We start from the raw sequence: 20,044 nt of genomic DNA on the forward strand, positions 1-20,044 counted from the left end.
AGGTGTTTGGCGTGGTAAGAACAAACAAACTACCCGCAACCGAGATGATCAAAAACGAGCAGATGATTTAGTGAAACGGAATTTTAGTGCTGATCGACCTGACCAATTATGGGTCAGTGACTTTACGTATATTCAAACCAATTCTGGCTGGGTCTACACCGCATTTATTATTGATGTGTTCTCGCGAACAATTGTTGGATGGAAAGTATCAACACGGATGAATACAGATATGGTACTTGATGCACTGGAGCAAGCATTGCATGATCGAGGCATGCCAAAGAATGTGATTCATCATTCCGACAGAGGTGTGCAATATCTTTCCATTCGCTATACCAATCGTTTAGAAGCAGCAAATTTACGAGCATCAGTCGGTACAACGGGTGATTCATACGATAATGCTCTGGCTGAAACGGTGAATGGCTTATACAAAACAGAGGTGATTGAATATTTAAAAGCAGATTGGCAAGGTTTAGCGGATGTACAACTTGCGACATTAAATTGGGTAGATTGGTTCAACAAAAAGCGTGTACACAGTGCACTGGGTTATGTATCGCCTTTTGAGTTTGAAGCAATGTACTATGATAAGATTAATCCGTTAGGTCAGGTGGCCTAACTTAAATAAAAAAGTCTCCGATAAACCCGGTACGGTTCAAATCAACGGTTCAAGTTGTTTGCCCCAGTATAAAGGTGCGTAACCTGTACTTTCATCTTCGATGCTTTGTTGCATACGTCCTGTTTTAATCATCCACAACTCTAGCATCGACATATAGGGATTCAGTCCACAGGCGGTCGCTGCATCACTACTACCAATGCCCTGTTTTCTGAGTTCTTGCCATTGTTGATAGCTCATCTGCTTGGTATTGGCAAAGCGTTTGGCTGAAGCGAGACCTTTGGTCTTTTTTGGGGTACGTTTACTCCGAGTTCCCACCTCTACGGTTTGGGTTGTGGTTGGTGAGTTGAGATTGGGGGAATACGCTTGTAAAGGCGGATTGTTTAAACTGTACTGTATTTGGCTATTACTGTTCATTGCATGGTTATCCTATTTTTATTGAAGTGTTGAGGTGTAAAAATTGAATTTCAGGCATAAAAAAAGCCACATCTGAGGAATGTGGCGAAGGGTGTTCAGTTAGATCAGTGTGAACCGTACCGGGTTTATCGGAGACTTTTTTATTTAAGTTAGGCCACCTGACCTAACGGATTAATCTTATCATAGTACATTGCTTCAAACTCAAAAGGCGATACATAACCCAGTGCACTGTGTACACGCTTTTTGTTGAACCAATCTACCCAATTTAATGTCGCAAGTTGTACATCCGCTAAACCTTGCCAATCTGCTTTTAAATATTCAATCACCTCTGTTTTGTATAAGCCATTCACCGTTTCAGCCAGAGCATTATCGTATGAATCACCCGTTGTACCGACTGATGCTCGTAAATTTGCTGCTTCTAAACGATTGGTATAGCGAATGGAAAGATATTGCACACCTCTGTCGGAATGATGAATCACATTCTTTGGCATGCCTCGATCATGCAATGCTTGCTCCAGTGCATCAAGTACCATATCTGTATTCATCCGTGTTGATACTTTCCATCCAACAATTGTTCGCGAGAACACATCAATAATAAATGCGGTGTAGACCCAGCCAGAATTGGTTTGAATATACGTAAAGTCACTGACCCATAATTGGTCAGGTCGATCAGCACTAAAATTCCGTTTCACTAAATCATCTGCTCGTTTTTGATCATCTCGGCTGCGGGTAGTTTGTTTGTTCTTACCACGCCAAACACCTTGTATATCTAGCTTTTTCATCAATCGAGCAACTGTACAACGTGCAATAACATAGCCTTCACGTTTCAATTTTTGCCAAACTTTACGTACACCATATCGACCTAAACTTTCTTTCCAAATACGTTTGATTTGCTCTGCATGATGTAAATCATGCAGAGCACGTTTCGCTCGATGTTCTGGGTTATCAACGAGATCTAAAGCCCGATAATAGGTCGAAGCTGCAATCGGTAAAATTCTACAAATCGCTTCAACACCATATCGATCTTTATTGTTATGGATAAAATCCACCATTATTTGTGTGGGCGGTCGAGCTCCGCCTGGGCGAAAAAAGCGGCTGCTTTGCGTAGAATTTCATTGGCACGCTTTAATTCTTTAATTTCACGTTCCATTTGCTTCATTTTTTCTTGGTCAGATATCTGTTGTACTTTGGCAGGATTTAGTTGATCCATATGCTTTAAATACCAAACACGCAATGTTTCAGGAGTACAACCGATTTTAGGAGCAATAGCTGTGATTGCTGCCCAAGTAGAAGGATAATCTTTTTCAGATTCAATTAGTAATTGAACCGCTCTTTCTCTAATTTCGGGGGTATAGTTTGGTTTTTTCATCGGAATAGTCTCTCAGAATATTGAGTCTCCGACAAACCTGGTACGGTTCAGTGATCTTGATGCTACTTAGGCTAATTGACTAAGCTTAAATGAAGCTGAAATTCAATCTTTAGGGTTAAGTGTTACACCACCATTCTGAGTGCCTGTTCTAGTCCTCGTTGTTTAATCGAAGCCCCTGCCCCGAACCATGCGGAATCCAGTCGATGGTCGGTACTCATAGCACGACGCTCGTGATCCACAAATTCTGTAATTGAGCACAGTAATCCATAAGCCGTATCTTTGGCTGAGCTGAGTTCTGCCCCTCGTCCATGTCCGTTAAACATGGTCATCACTTTAGACATGGCACGTCCATTCGGTTCGGTTTTATTGTCTGATCGGAATGAATTAGGCATAGCAGCATTACGGTAATACTGAATCAAGCGATCATCCTGTTCAGCACTGCTGAGATTCGTGTTGTTAAATACCGCATCGAAATAAGCTGCGGCTTCTTGTTGCGTGACTTTGCGCTGACTCAGTTGTTTCATTTCATACATGTGTTCATCCCATGCCCGAACAGAAATGCCCAGTTGTTGTTTGACTTTCTCGGCATCGAACTTGGTACTGTGTGGAACTTTGACCACACCTGCACTGCCTTGTTGTCCTTTTAGGGCAATCGCTAAGGTGTTATTACATACCACACGGATTGATGTGAATTGTGCTGTTGTTGCCAATGTTCCATCACAAGCGGTTGCCAATAAAATATAGCCATTACTGACATCCCTACCTTTTAAAGCAGCGCTTTGTCCTGTTCTAGCCAAGGCCCAGAACTTCTTGCCCCCTTTCAACACCCCAGCAGTTTCTAGCTCAAAACCCGATTGTTCGCTTAAGTCTCGGTAGAATTCTAAAATCTGTTTGGGTTGCACTTCCTGAAAGCGTTGACTCACCACCGATAACGGTGCATGGGTATCAGATCGATAAAGTACCCGTTGTTCCTCAAACGGTAGAATGATGTTTTGTCCTCGTGGGTTTTGTGCCATATAGCGCACATCCGAGGATTCAATCTGCCAGTCCATACCTGCCTGTTGTGCCCAAACTTCAATCGGTTGGCTTGGAGTCAGTTGATTGCCTAAACCATGCCAAGGGGTTTGACCAACATAAGCCATTTGTTCTAGTTGATGTGCCATAATGTTTTCCTTTTAAGTAGATTAACCTATTCAGGCTGTTGAATTTCAAAGTGTTCCAGGCATTGCTCGCACTGGTAATGCAAGGTGACCAGATTGTCCTGTTGCTGGATATAGAGCAGAAACATTCCACCTGCTGCCAATCCAATAAAGCCGCCCACCAGTGGATTGATTCCTAAGCGTTTTGAGATTTGCATGCCCACCGCTGCCAGTGACATCGGTGAACAGGAGGAAAATGAAATTTTGCTTCGGGACTGGGTGTGTTGGCTGCGCCGTAGTAATTGCACATGCGGTGAATGGCAATAGGGGCATTGCTGCATGGCGTGCTCCTTGTTGGGGTATTCAGAAATTGGGAAACAGGCATAAAAAAACCACGAGCATGAGCTCGTGGTTTTTTAAGGTTTTTGTAGTTTGAATTTGGGCTTGGTTAACGATTGACTTTGGTTGTGGTGCTGACTTGGGTTTTCTTGTTACATGGGCGGATGCTTTGGATATAGCTTCCATCACCTGTATCTTTAAAGAAACCATACTTGGACTGGATTTCCAGACATTGCCCTTTCTTATACGGTTTAATCTGTTTGGCAACATGATCTGGAAAGGCAAAATAGTTAAAAATCACTTCACCCCTGGTAGTCGGGAAGATCACTGCCTCCTCACCAAATCCAATATCTTTTTTTAAGGTGATCTGTTCTGTCTTGGCAAATGCCATTGCACTCACGGTAAGCATTAAAAGACCACAGCTCAAGCGTTGTATTAGTTTCATAGGATTGTCTCGTATTGATTAAAATAAAGTCATGTTGTATTGAATGAGTTTGTTGTAAAACTAGCTGGATTAGCGACCAAAACAGGGCTTATAGCCTTCATTGAGCAATTCATCCGTGTCTTTATTCCACTGCACCACATACCAGGTACATTGGTAGCGATCAGAATCCCACGCAGTACGGTAAGTAATGGTGTTCCCCTGTTCACTCCAGCCATCCAGTCGTTTTGCGACCTGATCTGGACTAGAGCGTCCCCATACTTCCATGAGATGAGTCGCCAGCATCTGATCAATATCCGGGACTGTTGCTCTTAAATCAGCAGGTGCAGATTTCATCGGTTGTAAGCCATAACGGGAAAGCTTTGAGCTTAGGGTTTTTCCATCATGGTATTTAGCATCAACCTCATAACTTAAACGCTCAGCCGCGGCTGCTTTTTGAGTGGCTTTGGCACTTTCTACCGCAGCAAGTGCCCCAGCAACCTCATCAGGACTGACCTCTAGATGCGCTGTTTGGTTGGCACGATCTTCGGTTAAGCCTTCAATCCCTGAGAGCCCGTGCTCAATCGGTTCAGATGCGGCTTGAGCGATGTCCGTTGTTTGGTTTTGGACTTTGGATTGTTCTAATGCCAGTTGGGCTAACTGTAGGTCTGTTTGTCGTTGTTGGTGCTGATTCAATAGATAAGCCCCTACAACAACGATGACAATACCAATGATCAGTGCCACAAGGCTGGCGGGTTTGAGCTTTTGCATATGTTTTCCCCCTATTTAATATGGCCATAGGCCTTGTTCTTTGATTGCTTTGATGTATGGGTCAATCGTGACCTCACCTGTTCGGCAGTTGGTGGTTTCACCTGTTTGTTGGTTAAAGCTTTCGGAGACATTCGGGTTATCACATAAGCGTTTGTATTTACTTACTGGGGCTGGTGCTGCCTGTGATGCTTTGGCAGGTGCACGGTAGCCGACTCGTCGAACAATTAAACTGTTACTTGTGCCGAATACTCTTAACACGCCGCCCCCTTCCCACGTTGCGGTATAAGCAAGCTGTTGTTCACAACCATTGGACATTGAGGCTTGAATCTGATGTACACCATAATGGCGTGTTGCAGAGCGGTAGGTACAAATACTTGAATAACCACTGCCTTTCTGTACATTGACTAAGTGCGCCATGGTTTCAGCTGAACCCAATCCATAAGAAGGCGCTGCATGGCTCCATGAACTGTATCCCAGCGCTAAAGCGCTGAAGTAAATCAATCTTTTTTTCATATATCTGACCTGTTTAATTTTTTTCTGTTATTGCATCTCAAAGGCATGCCACTTAAAGTTGTTAAGAGAACAGCCACTCTAGAAAGGCAAAGGGCCACACAAAGGCGCGACCGAGCAGATAGGCTTTGGAATAGCCCGCAGGAAAACTCCAGATCAGCTTCACCCAGTAGCCCAACATGATCAGGAGGTAAGTAATGAGAAAATTCTTCATGGTCAGTCCTCCCTATTTCAATTTGGACATACAGGCCATGCCGGCTTGTTGGACTTTATTCTCCCAGTCTTCAGGGAATTGCCACGGCTCTTTAATCTGTTCCAAACGATCTGCGCCGTAGTACTGCTCTACCTTGTCATAGCTACAGGAACAGAAACTGCGATTGGCTCCCCAATTTCGGCAACCATCCTTAAACTCGGATTCAAATGAACTGCTACAGGCTGTCAGTAAGGCACAGCCAAATAATAAAAATAATCGTGTTAATCCCATCTCATCCTCTTATCAATACGTATGCTCGCCAGTCCATCTTTGGATATGGCTTCATTGAGGTAATGTGTATTTGAATTTTCTTTATATTCAATTTTGCTTTCAGGAAATCAATCAAAAAGACCTCAGCCTGAGCCTATAGTCCAGCCATTTGATGTCGTTAAATTCAATATATATATTTCATCTTTTATAAAACTTTGGTTGAGAAGCAGGTCATAGCGTTCAACCCTGAGTGTACAGCGATATAAATCAAAATAAGGATGTGCCCTCTCTTGCCCCTCATAAACATTGGAACGCTGACATTGCTTTAATTGAATTTGCACAACAGATTCATCTTGCTGTCTTAATGCCTGCAAAACATCATTAGCTTTGGGCTGGACAATCTGCTCTCCAGATAAACCACACCCTGAACAAATCATTGCAGTCAACATCAAACTGATTAAGGAAAAATTCATTTTCATGGCGCTATCCTTGAGTCTCAGCATGTGAGGATATTCCAAATTGGAATGGTATGATCTGTTGGAGTGGAATCACCTGTTGTTGGACCAATGTTAAATCTGGTCTTAGTTTCTGAACATAAATCTGTTGAGGTTTTAGTTGTTCAATCACTCGGAACTGTTGATCCATCCCCAGATATTCCATCAGTACAACGCGACTGATCGCTAATCCCTGAGGTTGATAATCCAATACAAAAGCCATATAAACTGATGCTTGTGCTCGACTATCCCATACGCTAATTAAGCTTTTAGCTTGCTCTGCTGATGCTTTAACTTGAAAGCGTACCAACCTGATAAGTGCATCCTCTGGCGCCATTCTCAAATCATCTTCATGAACCACAGGTGCTGTCGTCTGGATGGTTAGTAACGCTTGATCAGCATCGTAATCAATTCGATTCAATTGGTCGAAATAATCAGGAATCTCAATCCAGCGATTGCTAAAGTTCAAAGCATCTTCAATACGACCCAAATCGATATTGGCTTTTGCTGTCAACTTTTCAGTTTGCTGCTGTTTAGCTTTGATACGCTGTTGGTAAGTATCTGTTGTTTCATAGGGATCTTTATCTGGAATAGAACTAGTTTTAAGTAAAGCCAAATGCTGAATAGCTAAGCTATTCGCTCGACTAAACAAATCAGGACTGGTCAGATCGACTATAGGAATTTCAGTGTGATCTTTTTTGCGTACCCCAAATAGAAGGAGTTGGTCAGGGCGGAGTTTTAATTGCTGTCTTAAAGCAAGAAATGTCTTTTTTGCACCCTTGGTATCAACAATATAGTTTTGAAAATCTCGTAAAAAACTTTCATCACTCGTTTTATCTAAATATAAAGTTGTGATCTTTTGCCCAGCAATAACAACTGGCCTTGGATTAGCCATTGGATCTATACGCTGTGATAATTGATCTTCTTTATCAGGTATATAAAGCGTGGAATCTTGTTTTGAGCATGCACTGATACACAAAGGCAGCAGTAAACATGTCGTTAAAATACGGCCATGAATCATGATCACCTCACGTCAATTTAAGTTTTTATTTAATTTTTTTCGTCGCTATATCGTGCAGAGCACAAAACACCAGCAACACTTAAATGAAGTGAGGGAGTAATAAAAAGACAATAGTGCGCATAGCAAACTCCTTGATCTATCGGAATTCTGCCAAAGCATTTGAGAATTTATGGTGGCAGAACGAAAGAGGGGTTGACGGACTGGTCTCAGAGGCCAGCACACCCAAAGGGTGTCCCCCCTCCCGTTCCACCTTAGAGGGGGGCACGAGGGGCTAAACACTAAAAGAAAAATCTTTTAATGCTCTGAGAAACGGTCCGTCAAAACCGGCTGGCAATGTGGCCAGCAAGCAAAGCATAATCAACGAGATAGATGGTGTCAATACGTTTAGGAATAGATGAACGATTACATGCCAGATAGACAATGATCATTGGCATTGATGGAACAAGATTTACCCAACGTTAAAAATATTGAATTGTGTTACGACAATTCATTAATATTGATTCCAGTCCATTATAAAAATTAGGAATAGCACTGTGCCTGAACAATTCGATTTTGTTTCGATTAAAAAGAAAGCCAATGTTCATTTTAATGGCGCATCCATCAGCCATATTCTTGTTTTAAAAGATGGAAGCAAAAAGACCTTAGGTGTCATTCTTCCATCCGAGGAACCTCTCACCTTTAAGACGCATTGGGCTGAACGTATTGAAATCATTTCAGGTCAATGCTCAGTTCAAATTGCTGATAATCCAAATATGCAAATCTATAGATCTGGTGAATCTTTTCAAATTCCTGCAAATAGTCAGTTCAAGATTCAAACCAATGAAATCGTAGATTATGTTTGTCATTTTGAATAATACTCAAATCCAAAAGACCAAATTTAAGTTTTGGATGTTTTTTCTACAACTTGCGCATAAAGCATTTCCTGCTTTCTAAGGTTTCTGGCTAATATTTTATCAAGAAAATTAATAGGCTTAAGCAAAAAGATACCTGAAAATTCCGAATACAATTCGTCCTTTCGTAAGGCTTCAGACCACTTTGCTAAATCTATCTTAAGCTTTTCAATTCGTTTCTTAGTTGATTTTGGCCTTATCGCAAAAGCTGGAGACTTTGATACTTTTAACCTTTCAAGTGCTTGCTCTTCACCTTCAATTTTTTTCTTAATTTCATTTATTCTTTCTGAAGCATAGTGATAATCAAATTCTTTAAAGGCAAGCTCGACCTCATCTATCACATGCTCAACTGCCTGTTTAGCATTTTTAAACTTACCCTGTACTTCAACTTCCTGTCTTAAGATATCGTAAAAAATTTTATATTTCCGATTTAGATAATTAGACTTACGCTTATTGATTCCCTTTGTCCCCTTCACTCGTTCTATAAAAACACTGGGTAATCCATATAACTCACTGAAAGCATCACTATATTGATTAAATAATAGTTTCAATCTTTCAACATTTTGATCAGAGTGAATAGTGTTATCTATATCTTCTTGCAACTGATGAACTGTATTCATCATTTCAGCTAATAGAATACTATTGGTACATATTGCATATTTGACAGCCTGCACCCCTTTGCTTAACTTTTCTAAAGTCTCTCGCTTTTCAATCTCAGTATAAATTTCCTGATCTGCTCCGACACCAAAGCAATAAAATGCCTGAGCATAGAGATGCTGTTCTAATTGATTCAGTTCTTCTTTGCCTGGAATATCTACATTCACTTAGTCACCTAATCTAAAGTTAGTACCCGTATCATTTAAGTTAACATCTTTCAATTGTATTTCAACACTTTACCATAAAGCTCTATACCCTATTGGGAATACTGTTGAATTTTAATACTAATACCTACAACAGCTCGGTTATTGGCTTGAGTTTATCTGTCTAATCATCCCAATCACACTTCTAGCTACATCAAATCACTGATTATCTCAGTTGTAAACATAAATTTAACCCATGAAAAAACAAATTAAATTAATCTTTAAAAATCAATAACAAAAAAAAGACGCTAGCTAAATCTTTTTAGATTTTGCTTAAAAAAACCTCAAAACTTAATCCTAGTACACTAATGCTCATGAGCTACTCGCTTTTGCTGATGATCTGCTGTGGAAAATGAATATTTGGACCTGCTAATCCCCGATCATCAAATAGATACTTTTGCATATGAATCATTTCTGAAAAGGGGACTAACTATTGAAGTGATCAACGCAACAAATGAATGAAAAATTAATGGATATCCATATGGATTTTCGATTTATTGGCACTTGAGAGTTCGGGTTATTAATTTAATTATATTTATCTATATGAATATATTTATTAGATATTGAAATGAGTTGGAGAGATTCCAGTCGATCAAACTCATTGATTGTTATCACGATCATATGAATGAGTGATTCACAAATGAACTCAGACATTGAAGCGTATACAAATACAAACTAGCCCATTCTCATCAGGAAATCAATCGCGCATTTACTATGAATTGCGTCTGGTATTCTCTCGTGCCTAAATAAATCGAATCGATGAATATCCTCTTTGATTAACCGCCATTGATGACCTGTAAATCATCAATGCAGGCACTTTATTGCCTAAATTTCTGCTTAGAGGAAATTATATGAACCTTCCCTTTAACCCGCTTGCTAATGCTCTTTCTACGGCTGGTTGTTTTGAGTTATCGGATCGAGAAATACTTGATGACCGTGAGGTGGATTTATTCCAACTCATGTCTTTTGATAACGTACCGTACCATCTGCGGGTACCAGATGAACATCAATACACGACGATGATAGCTATCTCTCGTCTATCAATCCATTGTGCGGAAAACAAAACTCCCGCAATTGTGCTTCAGACAAACAAGACTGCTAAAGGTGAAATTATTACCTATCAAGTATCACCATGGTTTGAACCATCTCGCAGTACATTTGATCAATGTATGTTATTTGAGTCAGGGCATTTTAAAGTTGGGAGTGAAATTCTCAGCTATGTTGATGCCAGATCAGCTTATCCAGATACACCTTTATTGCAGATGCTGCCTCCTGCTGGCGTTCCGTTAGAGCCTTGTCATATCGAAATAGTTCAGCGAATAAACCAATTTATAAATCGTATTCGAGAAAACATGTTAGGACCTGAAACTAAGCGTGAACTCAGAAAGCGCAGAAAGCACTGCCGGAAGAATTACCGTAGCAGTGTTAAATGGTTGGGTAAATATTTAAACACGTACAGCAAACTACTGGTACTTCGTCTAGACCTCTACTACAGATATGATATTTCTGAATTGACTAATACCTCTCCAGACTTTAATAGTCCTAGACACAATGTGCATTGTCTAATGACCATTAAAGCAGATGTAGAACTGTTACTCGGTGATTTCCGCTCTGATCCTATATTGAAAGAAATTATTGGATACTATTTGAAATTTGAGCACGGGCCGTACAAGGGACAGCATGTGCATTGTATCTTTCTATTGGATGGGCACGATCATCAAAAAGATGTGAAGTGGGCTGAGAATATCGGTCAACATTGGGTCAAGCTCACCAATGGCAGAGGTACTTATCATAATTGCAATCGGAACAGCTCAGATTATAAATATCCTTGTACAGGAATGATCTCTTATGACGATCATGAGAAAATTCATAATTTGTGCCGCTGTTTGGCCTATTTAACCAAGGTTGATCAATATTTTCTATTTGGACCACTCGCCTGCTTTCGTACCATTCAAAAAAGTGTAGCTCCTCAAGAGAAATCAGGGCTTGGCAGACCTCGTGAGAAAAAGAGTACACCCTTATCTTTTGACTCTGTCAAAAAGCTCTATAAGGGGAAATGCTAATGGATAAATTCGAATTATTTTATGCTGAGCACTTCCTATCGACGCTGAATCCTCAACAAGTACCTATGCCTGGTTCTTTGTCCTTGGCAACACCTCATCAAGCCACACTGCATGAGATTGATGCCCTAGGAGCAGAGATGGTAAGCAAAAAATCTAGCAAGATTTTTAAGATGATGCGAAGTTTTGGTGATGCCCCTAATTTGCAATTGCTGCCTTTTGGGCTCAGATTCTGCGCCGTCCTGAACGGAATGAAATCAAATCCATATATTCTTGGCACAATTCCTTGTGTTCAACTTGCTCCAAAGATTCAACTACAAAAGGATCTTATAGAACAGCATCAGTTGCCAATGATCAATCATTTACATCCCAACTTTGAAGTTGCAGTTGATATGTACATGGCGCATTACAAAATGCTTACTTTGACACAGAAACATAAAAGTCTAGAAAATGCTTGGACACGAGAGCTAAGAAAGGGACATTGGCTTTATGAAAACTTCATAACCAAGCTATTGGGAATGGCACGCTCTTTTGATGTTTATTGTATGACCTTGATCAATGATGTTAGCAAAATTAGTCATGAGGATCTAAACAGAACTTATTTGCTATTCGATCATCATATTCAAGAGATCGTTGCAGTTGCTCATGACACTAAAAATGCAAATATTCTGGCTATTGTTGGTAAATGGGAAGCCAATCATTTTCAACAGGTGAATCTTAACTTATTTTTCTTTGTTGCCAGAAAAACAAGTGATTTCGTGCCTTTTGAAGAAACCATAATTTATCAAAGTCTAAATCAATTCATCGACCAGACTGGGTTAATTCACTCGGCATGGACCCCCCTACCAAATGCATTGACGCCAATTTTCTATAACGTCAATCAAATCAATATTGGTAAACGACTTCAGATTCTCAAGGCTTATTTTATTGGTACAGATCACTATGTTCGGATTTTTGATAACAAACCCTCTTTTGAGGTGTTCTATCAAGCCGAAGAGCCTTTTATATACAGCAATACCCCAGCAGACAAGGCATCAGCCGAATAACTTGGATACCGTCGAGAATACAATAAATCTCAACGGTATTTGTATCAGCAAAGAATGCTGATTGAATAGGTACAAAGATATGATTGAAAAGCGCTACCGTGTAAAAGACCTCGTCAACTATCCTGAACGTCCTGCAAAGGACTATGTTGATCGTAAGGGCCGTAGAAGAAAACTCTCGCACAAGCCTGCGAGTAAGGGATTATTGAATATCGCAGAATCAACGTTTTGGAAGATGATTCGACGAGGTGACTTTCCTGAGCCCACCTACTTAACAGCAAGTATGCCCACTTGGACTGAAAGCCAGATAAATGATTGGCTTGAACTGAAGGAGCTAAAAGCTGCATAAATCAAAACAGCCTGTCGATAGCAGGCTGTTTTGTAAGCGTCCGCTGAACCCCACTTTTCTTATTTTCTCAATATCCCGATAGTGTCCATTATTTATTAAATGGACATTATGTTTATGGCCTTAGACACTTTTATAGACACTTTTATAGACACTGAACAAACGACAGAAAGAACCCGCAGAATCTTCGCAACTGAGTTTAAACAGCACCTGGTCGAGCTTTGCCTGCAGCCAGACACATCGGTGGCCAAGGTGGCAATGCAACATCAGATCAATGCCAATCTGCTACATAAATGGATTCGCCAGTCCAGATCAATGGTCCCGGCATTAAAAAGCCCACCCAGTCCACAGACCGACTTTCTTCCCGTCATTCTTCACCCGACTCCAGTCAGACAAGAAACACCTCCACCACCTGTGCCGGAGAAGAATGCTGTCGCTCATATCAGGATTCCATTGCATAAGGAACAAGGTTCCGCAAGGGATCAGATGATCGAGATCGACTGGCCGGTGGAGTCGGCAAAGGAATTACTGCCTTTAATTCAGGGCTTGATCAAATGATCCGTATCGATGAAATCTGGCTCTCTACCCAGCCGATGGATATGCGTGCAGGTATGGATACGGCCATGGCTCAGGTGCTGAGAGCCTTTGGCTATATCAAACCGCATTGTGCTTACCTGTTCTGTAATAAACGTGGCCATCGCATGAAAGTGCTGGTGCATGATGGACTGGGTATCTGGCTGTGTGCCCGGCGGCTGGAACAGGGCAAATTTCACTGGGCTCAGGTTCACCAGGGTGAAACCGTGGCGATCAGCCCGGAACAGTTACAGGCACTGATCCAAGGTTTAGCTTGGCAGAGAATCGGACTGCAGCAAGTGGTAACAATGCTCTAAACCAAGCTCATCCATTCTGCTATTCTCCAAACGTTTTATTTACACATATTCATGATCTCAGCCATACTGTGGTCATGAATACGCTGCCTGATTTAAGCCAACTGACCCATACACAACTGCTGGAATTTACCCGGCAGTTGGCGATTCAGCATCAGTCTCTAGCGCAATCAAATCAACAGTTAGATACCAAGGTTCAACATCTAGAAGTATCAAATCAACAATTAGATGCCAAAGTTCAACATCTTGAAGCATGCAACCAACATCTCTCTATTCTCACGCAAAAATACGAGCATGAGCTCGCACTATTTAAACAGCATAAATTCGGCAGTAAAAACGAACATCTAACCGCAAAACAAATCCACCTATGGGACGAAGCGGTTGAAGAAGATATCGCAGCGGTTGATCTGGAACTGGAACGACTGAATGCAGCTAAAACCGATGCAGCTGCGCAGAAAGCCACAGCCAACAAACCTAAACGTCGACCATTACCAGATCATCTACACACCATCCGTATTGAGCATGAACCTGCATCGACAGAATGTGCCTGTGGCTGTGCCTTGCGTCGTATCGGTGAAGATATCAGTGAAAAACTGAATTTCAGACCGGCACAGTTCTATAAGGAACAGCATATTCGAGGCAAATGGGTGTGTGATCAATGTGACACACTGACCCAACAAGCAATGCCGGCCTATGTGATTGAGAAAGGCATTGCCAGTCCTGAATTACTCAGCCATGTACTGGTATCGAAGTATGCAGATCATTTACCGCTGTACCGTCAGCGCCAGATCTTTCTACGCGCAGGTGTTGATCTGTCCAGATCAACCTTATCTGACTGGATTGGTCGCTGTGGTGTAGAGTTAGAACGCCTAACCGATGCATTAAGAAAGGTGATCCTACAGCAAGCGGTGATTCATGCAGATGAAACACCCGTCACCATCATGCGGATGGATGATAAAGATAAAAAACCGAAGAAAGGTTATGTCTGGGCTTATGCAACAACCCAATATAATCCAGTTCAAGCCGTGATTTATGACTTTCAAGACAGTCGCTCTGGTGAACATGCCGAAGCCTTTCTAAAAGATTGGCAAGGTCATTTAGTCTGTGATGATTACAGTGGCTACAAAGCACGCTTTAGATCAGGTAAAGTCATTGAGGTGGGCTGCATGGCGCATGCCCGTCGTAAATTTCATGAACTGCATGTGACCAAAAAAAGTCAGGTCGCTGAACAGGCATTACTGATGATTCAGAGACTGTATGCCATAGAAGCAGAACTCAGGAAAAAGACGGATGGTACAGCGCAACACCGCCGCGAATACCGACAACAGCATAGTCAACCGGTGATGCAACAACTCTATGAATGGCTCAACCAACATTATCTGACGGTGCCGTCGAGTTCTCCAATTGCCAAGGCTATCAATTACACTCTGAAGCGTTGGCCAGCTTTAAGTCGCTATTTGGATGATGGCAATCTACCGATTTGCAATAATTGGGTCGAGAATCAGATGCGTCCCTGGGCGTTGGGGCGCAAGAACTGGTTATTTGCAGGTTCGCTGCGCAGTGGTCAGCGAGCGGCCAATATCATGACTTTAATCCAGTCGGCAAAACTGAATGGGCTGGATCCGTATGCCTATTTAAGTGATGTCCTAAAAAGACTACCCACCCATAAAGTCACAGAAATTGAGGATTTGCTACCACACCGTTGGAAACCTGAACCTCGTTAAAACATAGTAATGGGGTTCAGCGGATGCTTACGCTGTTTTATTAAAATTCTTAAATTAATATCGTACTTTGTTTCTGAATTAGTACAATAAACCATCATCTTTAAGATAGAATAAATATATTTATAAATCATCGTAAATAATACATATGCTCAAATCAAAAACTCTCACTTTTTCAATATCCATTGCTCTGCTTTTGATTGGTTCTGCTTTCTTTTATAGATATGTTATTTATTTACCAAGCATCCAAAAAGAAAAAAATAAGCAACTCGAAATTAAACAAGAAAAAGGCGAATTCAAACATGAGGTGCGACAGTTTGAAAAGTCTTATGATAATCAACAAGCTGAGCAAATTTCTCTAATGGTGTAAGCCAATCTAACGCTTTTCTAGGACGAGTATTCAGTGACATGGCAACTTGATTTAAATAATGCTGATCTGCCTGATTTAAATCAATCCCTTTAGGTAAATATTGCCTAATTAAACCATTCATATTTTCGCATGTGCCTTTTTGCCAGGGTGAATGCGGGTCACAGAAATATACATCTATGCCTAAATCTTCTTCAAGTATTTTATGTTCTGCCATCTCGCGTCCACGGTCATAGGTCAACGTTTTACGCAGTTCTGCAGGTAAATATTTCAGAGCTTCAGTTAAAGCCTTGCGCACTGATTCTGCCTTTGCATCAGGTAATGTTGCCAAGATACAGAGCCGTGTATTTCGTTCAATAAGTGTTGCTATCGAACTTTTATTGTCTTTACCTTTAATTAAATCAGCTTCCCAATGACCCGGTATTTTTCTTTCTTGAACTTCGGCTGGGCGCTCATGAATAGTTTTAATATCCTGTAATATAGAATCTTTTTTAAGTTCACCGTTAGCTTTTCGCTTTTTATTTTCATGACGCAGACAGGATAATAAGTCTTTTTTCAACTCACCCTTTGGTAATGCTCGTATCGTTGAATAAATCGTTGTATGGCTTACATTCATTGTTTGATCCAAATCAGGAAATGTCTTTAAACGTTTTGCTATTTGCTGAGGAGACCATAAACAACGGATCGCTTCAACAATAAATTTCCAGAGGATTGAATCGATTTTGAGTTTTCTGTGACCACGTCTACGTCTAGCGAAGGTGTTATCAGAAGCATATCGAGCTTGATAAACGTCATTGATGCTATTTCTTTTAAGCTCACGATAGATCGTACTAGGATGTCTTTTAATGAGTTCAGCAAATTTTCTGGCTGAAAAGCCTTCTTTTCTTGACTCAAGCATTAATGCAGTACGATCTTCAAAGTTAAGATGATGGTATGACAATTTTATATACTCCATAAACCCTTTAAATTAATTAGGTGGTTTATGTCGCACTTCAAGTTTTACTCTGCCATGTATCAATACCCTAAAAAACCAAGGTGCTGATTATAAAACAGCTTCAGAACAATGTTATACCAAATACCCTTTAGGTGATTATGCCGTTGACTGCAAATCTCTTCCTTTAGATTCAGTAAAAGATATTAATATCAAGCTAGAAAAAGATAAAAACCTATGTCAGAAATTAATTTAGACACTATTTTATTCAATTAGGGTTTCTCTTTAATTAACTATTGCCTTGTTAGCTGTGCAAGTAGTTTTAGGTTAATACTGAACATTAAGAAAGCATAACAAGTTTAATTAGTAGATACCCTCTTTAACTAATTTAGCTCAAGGAAAGATTCTAAATAGTTAGCCCATTCTTGCATCATCTCCCGACGGTTATTCAGGAACTTTGTTCGATTGTATGCAGTACCATTATTGTCTTTAACCTTATGCGCCAGTTGATGCTCAATAAAATCCACACGTTGCTCAAGAATCTCATCAAGCATTGTCCTTGCTGTTGCTCTTAAGCCGTGTGCTGTTTGTTTACCACCATACCCTAAGCGTTTTAAAGCCGTATTGATGGTATTGTCTGATAGATAACTCTTTGCATCACGTCCAACAAATAGGTATTCACTATGTGGATAAAGATCAATAATCGACTCAACCAATTCATAAGCTTGATCTGACAATGGAACTACGTGCTGTTGCTTGGTTTTACTAGCTATAAATTTAAAGCATCGCTCTTCAGGATAGTAGTAACTCTTTTTAAGTTTTCTGATTTCACCAGGTCTTTGAAAAGTTAATACTGAAAGTTTTAATGCAACCTGTGTAGTGATTAAGCACCTAGCATGTAATGATGAATAGTTCCAAATTTTATTCAGCAATGGAGCTAAGTCCTGCTCTTCTGTCACTGCTGCAAAATTTCCACCTTGTGGATTAGGTAATTCAATATCTTCTATTGGGTTATATTGGATCAGCTTCTTTTTTCTAGCCGATTTAAAGATTTGGTTCAAATCTGACTTTAATCGTTTAGCTACCGATAAGGCACCGCGCTCTATAATACGCTGGAATACTTTGACTTCTAGTACATCTAAGGTGAGCTGAGGAAAACTCATATCACCAATATAAGGATACGCATCATGATTTAATCGACGAAGTGTTTCCTCGTCTTGTTTACCTTCTAATTCACGTTTTTTAAGCCATTCTGCACTAACTACACGAAACGTATGTTCAGCTTCTTTCAATTTTTGATTTTTAGTCTCTAAACGTACTGTTGCTGGATCAATGCCCTGTTTGATCAATTTCTTATATTCATCACGAATATTTCGTGCTTCTTCTAAAGTGACTTCTGGATACGTTCCTAAAGACAAATCATTGCGTTTGCCAATATATGGCCGGGTATAATTAAAAATCCAGTATTTGCTACCACTTGAGTCAATACGCAAGTAAAGATTACCCCCATCAGGAAGCTTATACATTTTGTCAGGACTTGCTTTTGCCTTTTTAACTTGTAAAGCAGTCAGTTTATTGATTCCACGTGCAGTCATAGCGTATAAACAAAAAAAATGCAGTAAGAAATTATCTTACTGCATTTTTTACTACTTTATAACTACTGATTAGCGTAGTGCGTCACAGCTTGTCATATCGTTTCGCTTCCAACTTTAACCTTATAAGTCAACAACTTATGCAGTGTTAAACAGTGTCAGAAACTTCAATGTGGCGGAAGCGGTGTCCGTCTAACAGTAGTCCTAAGCAATCCAAGATAATATTATAAACATATATTTTTCAAATATTTATTATTTTTATTATCCTAAGCCGTCTTGCCTAATCCTACCATTTCCAGTATTTTATGAGGGGTAGGTTGTGGGGTAAGTTAGAACATGCCAAAGAAATCTAAAGAGCTATCTGCTCTCAGTGTAGCAAAAATTAAGAAGACTGGGCGACATTCTGTAGGGGGTGTTGATGGTCTTTGCTTGAATATAGAAGGCAATTCTCGTGTCTGGATTTTGCGTGCGGTAGTAGGTAAACGTCTGGATAAAAATGGAAAGTTAAAACCCCATCGCCGTGATATTGGTATTGGTCCCTACCCTGAAGTTTCTTTAGCTGAAGCCCGTGCTAAAGCAACAGAATTAAGAATACAAATTCGAAATGGCGTTGATCCAATTGCACATAAACAGGAACAACTTACAAAACTACATATCCAGAAACTACGTGACAAAACATTCATTGAGTGTGCAAAAGTTGTTATAGCAAATAAAACCCGTGAACTTAAAAATGAAAAGCATATTGGACAGTGGACATCTACATTAGAAACCTATATCTACCCAACTCTAGGTGATATTAGTATTAGTACAATTACTAAAGTCGATATTGCCGAAGTTCTTAGACCTATCTGGAATGAAAAGAACGAAACAGCTAAACGTATTCGTGGGCGGATAGAAACTATTTTTGATTATGCTAAGGCTATGGGATATTTTGAGGGTGACAACCCTGCCGAATGGAAAGGTAATCTTGAGCCTATACTGGGTAACTTGAAACAGGAATCACGCCCTCACCCATCTCTGCCTTATGAACAAGTCTCTGAATTTATTCAGCACCTAAGACAGAAAAAAGGGATTTCGCCTAAAGCTCTGGAATTTGCAATTTTAACTGCTTGTCGTTCTGGTGAAATTTTCGGAGCTAAATGGCAGGAAATTGATTTTAAGAATAAGGTTTGGATCATTCCCAAAGAGCGGATGAAAGCAGAAAAGGAACATCGTGTACCATTGTCTCAACAGGCAATTAATTTGCTTGAATCAATCCAAGATCATACTCAAGCACAAGATTTCATTTTCCCTGCCCCACGTACTGGTGAAATGCTTTCTGATATGTCCTTAACAACATTAATTAAACGGATGCACGAACAAAAGTTTAAAGAAAATCAATTAGGCTATATTGATCCTAAACAAAACAGAGTGATCACGACACATGGTTTCCGCTCTACTTTCCGGGACTGGTCAGCAGACAAAACAGATTACCCTAGAGAAGTTTGTGAGCACGTACTGGCACATAAGCTACCTGATGAAGTCGAAGCAGCTTATTTACGTGGGGCTTATCTAGAAAAACGTAAAGGATTAATGGCTGACTGGGCTGAGTTTTGTTGTAAATTACTATTAGTATTTATTGAAAAATCACACAATAAAATTGCCCGTTCAACTACAACTCCCCCTGTATATTTACAGAATATTTTATTCGTGTATATTGATGATATAGTTAATAATTACCCAAAACTCCGTACTGAAATAACGCATAAGTATGTACACTTTGGATCAGGGCATAAAGACTAAAATTTACAATA

22 protein-coding genes, 1 pseudogene and 1 other annotated feature are annotated in these 20,044 nt (G+C 40.2%); of the genes and pseudogenes, 9 read left to right on the forward strand and 14 right to left on the reverse strand.

Going from position 1 to position 20,044, the window contains the following annotated elements:
- Positions 1-613 (forward strand): IS3 family transposase (locus tag F991_RS03685; RefSeq protein WP_004669012.1); only part of this gene is annotated, 613 nt, incomplete at its 5' end.
- Between the two features lie 39 nt (positions 614-652).
- On the opposite strand, the pseudogene F991_RS03690 reads toward F991_RS03685, so the two are convergent.
- The 11 genes and pseudogenes from F991_RS03690 to F991_RS03745 form a co-directional block, all read right to left on the reverse strand.
- Positions 653-1,027, reverse strand: a pseudogene (locus F991_RS03690) (YqaJ viral recombinase family protein); the annotation flags it as partial.
- A 149-nt stretch (positions 1,028-1,176) separates the two neighbouring features.
- Positions 1,177-2,396, reverse strand: a protein-coding gene (locus F991_RS03695) for an IS3 family transposase (RefSeq protein ID WP_155757136.1) whose coding sequence is annotated in 2 segments (ribosomal slippage) — positions 1,177-2,120 and positions 2,120-2,396 — 1,221 coding nt in all. Because the reading frame shifts where the segments join, the coding sequence is not laid out codon by codon here.
- Positions 2,005-2,121: a sequence feature (AL1L pseudoknot), on the reverse strand. (Overlaps the previous gene by 117 nt.)
- A gap of 122 nt (positions 2,397-2,518) precedes the next feature.
- A complete protein-coding gene (locus tag F991_RS03705) occupies positions 2,519-3,559 on the reverse strand; it encodes a DUF932 domain-containing protein (RefSeq protein ID WP_004669016.1) in 1,041 nt (346 codons plus the stop codon).
- A gap of 26 nt (positions 3,560-3,585) precedes the next feature.
- Positions 3,586-3,876, reverse strand: coding sequence for a hypothetical protein (locus F991_RS03710; protein ID WP_004669017.1), 291 nt, complete (start codon positions 3,874-3,876; stop codon positions 3,586-3,588).
- Between the two features lie 107 nt (positions 3,877-3,983).
- On the reverse strand, positions 3,984-4,319 hold the full coding sequence (locus F991_RS03720; protein ID WP_004669019.1) for a hypothetical protein: 336 nt from the start codon (positions 4,317-4,319) through the stop codon (positions 3,984-3,986).
- A gap of 69 nt (positions 4,320-4,388) precedes the next feature.
- Positions 4,389-5,066 carry a hypothetical protein gene (locus F991_RS03725; RefSeq protein WP_004669022.1) on the reverse strand — a complete coding sequence of 226 codons (678 nt, stop codon included), beginning with the start codon at positions 5,064-5,066 and terminating at the stop codon, positions 4,389-4,391.
- A gap of 15 nt (positions 5,067-5,081) precedes the next feature.
- Entirely contained in the window at positions 5,082-5,579 is a 498-nt protein-coding gene (locus F991_RS03730; protein WP_004669025.1) for a hypothetical protein, read from the reverse strand.
- Positions 5,580-5,640: 61 nt separating this feature from the next.
- The gene (locus F991_RS17625) at positions 5,641-5,790 is read right to left on the reverse strand and encodes a hypothetical protein (protein WP_004669027.1); all 150 of its coding nucleotides are present in this window, start codon (positions 5,788-5,790) and stop codon (positions 5,641-5,643) included.
- 12 nt (positions 5,791-5,802) lie between these two features.
- Positions 5,803-6,060 carry a hypothetical protein gene (locus F991_RS03735; RefSeq protein ID WP_004669028.1) on the reverse strand — a complete coding sequence of 86 codons (258 nt, stop codon included), beginning with the start codon at positions 6,058-6,060 and terminating at the stop codon, positions 5,803-5,805.
- A gap of 122 nt (positions 6,061-6,182) precedes the next feature.
- Entirely contained in the window at positions 6,183-6,518 is a 336-nt protein-coding gene (locus F991_RS03740) for a hypothetical protein (RefSeq protein ID WP_004669030.1), read from the reverse strand.
- A gap of 4 nt (positions 6,519-6,522) precedes the next feature.
- Positions 6,523-7,554, reverse strand: coding sequence for a hypothetical protein (locus tag F991_RS03745; protein WP_004669032.1), 1,032 nt, complete (start codon positions 7,552-7,554; stop codon positions 6,523-6,525).
- Between the two features lie 533 nt (positions 7,555-8,087).
- Here F991_RS03745 and F991_RS03750 point away from each other — a divergent pair.
- Entirely contained in the window at positions 8,088-8,408 is a 321-nt protein-coding gene (locus F991_RS03750) for a pyrimidine/purine nucleoside phosphorylase (RefSeq protein ID WP_004669035.1), read from the forward strand.
- A 23-nt stretch (positions 8,409-8,431) separates the two neighbouring features.
- On the opposite strand, the gene F991_RS03755 is transcribed toward F991_RS03750, so the two are convergent.
- On the reverse strand, positions 8,432-9,268 hold the full coding sequence (locus tag F991_RS03755) for a hypothetical protein (RefSeq protein WP_004669036.1): 837 nt from the start codon (positions 9,266-9,268) through the stop codon (positions 8,432-8,434).
- An 887-nt stretch (positions 9,269-10,155) separates the two neighbouring features.
- Here F991_RS03755 and F991_RS03760 point away from each other — a divergent pair.
- From F991_RS03760 to tnpC, 6 genes are all read left to right on the forward strand, one after another.
- Positions 10,156-11,367: an inovirus-type Gp2 protein gene (locus tag F991_RS03760; protein WP_004669038.1), complete on the forward strand. Its 1,212-nt coding sequence runs from the start codon at positions 10,156-10,158 to the stop codon at positions 11,365-11,367.
- On the forward strand, positions 11,367-12,410 hold the full coding sequence (locus F991_RS03765) for a hypothetical protein (protein WP_004669040.1): 1,044 nt from the start codon (positions 11,367-11,369) through the stop codon (positions 12,408-12,410). The genes F991_RS03760 and F991_RS03765 overlap by 1 nt, the downstream gene beginning before the upstream one ends.
- A gap of 79 nt (positions 12,411-12,489) precedes the next feature.
- On the forward strand, positions 12,490-12,756 hold the full coding sequence (locus F991_RS03770; RefSeq protein WP_004669042.1) for a helix-turn-helix transcriptional regulator: 267 nt from the start codon (positions 12,490-12,492) through the stop codon (positions 12,754-12,756).
- Between the two features lie 114 nt (positions 12,757-12,870).
- A complete protein-coding gene (tnpA, locus tag F991_RS03775) occupies positions 12,871-13,311 on the forward strand; it encodes an IS66-like element accessory protein TnpA (RefSeq protein WP_004669044.1) in 441 nt (146 codons plus the stop codon).
- Positions 13,308-13,643 carry an IS66 family insertion sequence element accessory protein TnpB gene (tnpB, locus tag F991_RS03780; RefSeq protein ID WP_004669045.1) on the forward strand — a complete coding sequence of 112 codons (336 nt, stop codon included), beginning with the start codon at positions 13,308-13,310 and terminating at the stop codon, positions 13,641-13,643. Before tnpA ends, tnpB begins: the two co-directional genes overlap by 4 nt.
- Before the next feature lie 74 nt (positions 13,644-13,717).
- Positions 13,718-15,364 (forward strand): IS66 family transposase, encoded by a 1,647-nt coding sequence (gene tnpC, locus F991_RS03785; protein WP_034595387.1) that lies wholly within the window; start codon positions 13,718-13,720, stop codon positions 15,362-15,364.
- 293 nt (positions 15,365-15,657) lie between these two features.
- Here tnpC and F991_RS03790 read toward each other — a convergent pair whose 3' ends face one another.
- Together F991_RS03790 and F991_RS03795 are read right to left on the reverse strand one after the other, a co-directional pair.
- On the reverse strand, positions 15,658-16,626 hold the full coding sequence (locus F991_RS03790) for an IS30 family transposase (protein ID WP_265588193.1): 969 nt from the start codon (positions 16,624-16,626) through the stop codon (positions 15,658-15,660).
- A 416-nt stretch (positions 16,627-17,042) separates the two neighbouring features.
- A complete protein-coding gene (locus tag F991_RS03795; RefSeq protein WP_004669052.1) occupies positions 17,043-18,254 on the reverse strand; it encodes a tyrosine-type recombinase/integrase in 1,212 nt (403 codons plus the stop codon).
- A 333-nt stretch (positions 18,255-18,587) separates the two neighbouring features.
- Here F991_RS03795 and F991_RS03800 point away from each other — a divergent pair, with 333 nt between their 5' ends.
- Entirely contained in the window at positions 18,588-20,033 is a 1,446-nt protein-coding gene (locus F991_RS03800) for a tyrosine-type recombinase/integrase (RefSeq protein ID WP_004669053.1), read from the forward strand.
- Positions 20,034-20,044 lie beyond the last annotated feature (11 nt).

Source organism: Acinetobacter sp. CIP-A165 (assembly GCF_000367985.1).
Classification (GTDB): Bacteria; Pseudomonadota; Gammaproteobacteria; order Pseudomonadales; family Moraxellaceae; genus Acinetobacter.

Bases quoted from the DNA above. Each gene is read 5' to 3' on its own strand.
- F991_RS03705 (WP_004669016.1), bottom strand. From the start codon at position 3,559: ATGGCACATCAACTAGAACAAATGGCTTATGTTGGTCAAACCCCTTGG.
- F991_RS03710 (WP_004669017.1), bottom strand. From the start codon at position 3,876: ATGCAGCAATGCCCCTATTGCCATTCACCGCATGTGCAATTACTACGG.
- F991_RS03720 (WP_004669019.1), bottom strand. From the start codon at position 4,319: ATGAAACTAATACAACGCTTGAGCTGTGGTCTTTTAATGCTTACCGTG.
- F991_RS03725 (WP_004669022.1), bottom strand. From the start codon at position 5,066: ATGCAAAAGCTCAAACCCGCCAGCCTTGTGGCACTGATCATTGGTATT.
- F991_RS03730 (WP_004669025.1), bottom strand. From the start codon at position 5,579: ATGAAAAAAAGATTGATTTACTTCAGCGCTTTAGCGCTGGGATACAGT.
- F991_RS17625 (WP_004669027.1), bottom strand. From the start codon at position 5,790: ATGAAGAATTTTCTCATTACTTACCTCCTGATCATGTTGGGCTACTGG.
- F991_RS03735 (WP_004669028.1), bottom strand. From the start codon at position 6,060: ATGGGATTAACACGATTATTTTTATTATTTGGCTGTGCCTTACTGACA.
- F991_RS03740 (WP_004669030.1), bottom strand. From the start codon at position 6,518: ATGAAAATGAATTTTTCCTTAATCAGTTTGATGTTGACTGCAATGATT.
- F991_RS03745 (WP_004669032.1), bottom strand. From the start codon at position 7,554: ATGATTCATGGCCGTATTTTAACGACATGTTTACTGCTGCCTTTGTGT.
- F991_RS03760 (WP_004669038.1), top strand. From the start codon at position 10,156: ATGAACCTTCCCTTTAACCCGCTTGCTAATGCTCTTTCTACGGCTGGT.
- F991_RS03765 (WP_004669040.1), top strand. From the start codon at position 11,367: ATGGATAAATTCGAATTATTTTATGCTGAGCACTTCCTATCGACGCTG.
- F991_RS03770 (WP_004669042.1), top strand. From the start codon at position 12,490: ATGATTGAAAAGCGCTACCGTGTAAAAGACCTCGTCAACTATCCTGAA.
- tnpA (WP_004669044.1), top strand. From the start codon at position 12,871: ATGGCCTTAGACACTTTTATAGACACTTTTATAGACACTGAACAAACG.
- tnpB (WP_004669045.1), top strand. From the start codon at position 13,308: ATGATCCGTATCGATGAAATCTGGCTCTCTACCCAGCCGATGGATATG.
- tnpC (WP_034595387.1), top strand. From the start codon at position 13,718: ATGAATACGCTGCCTGATTTAAGCCAACTGACCCATACACAACTGCTG.
- F991_RS03790 (WP_265588193.1), bottom strand. From the start codon at position 16,626: ATGCTTGAGTCAAGAAAAGAAGGCTTTTCAGCCAGAAAATTTGCTGAA.
- F991_RS03795 (WP_004669052.1), bottom strand. From the start codon at position 18,254: ATGACTGCACGTGGAATCAATAAACTGACTGCTTTACAAGTTAAAAAG.
- F991_RS03800 (WP_004669053.1), top strand. From the start codon at position 18,588: ATGCCAAAGAAATCTAAAGAGCTATCTGCTCTCAGTGTAGCAAAAATT.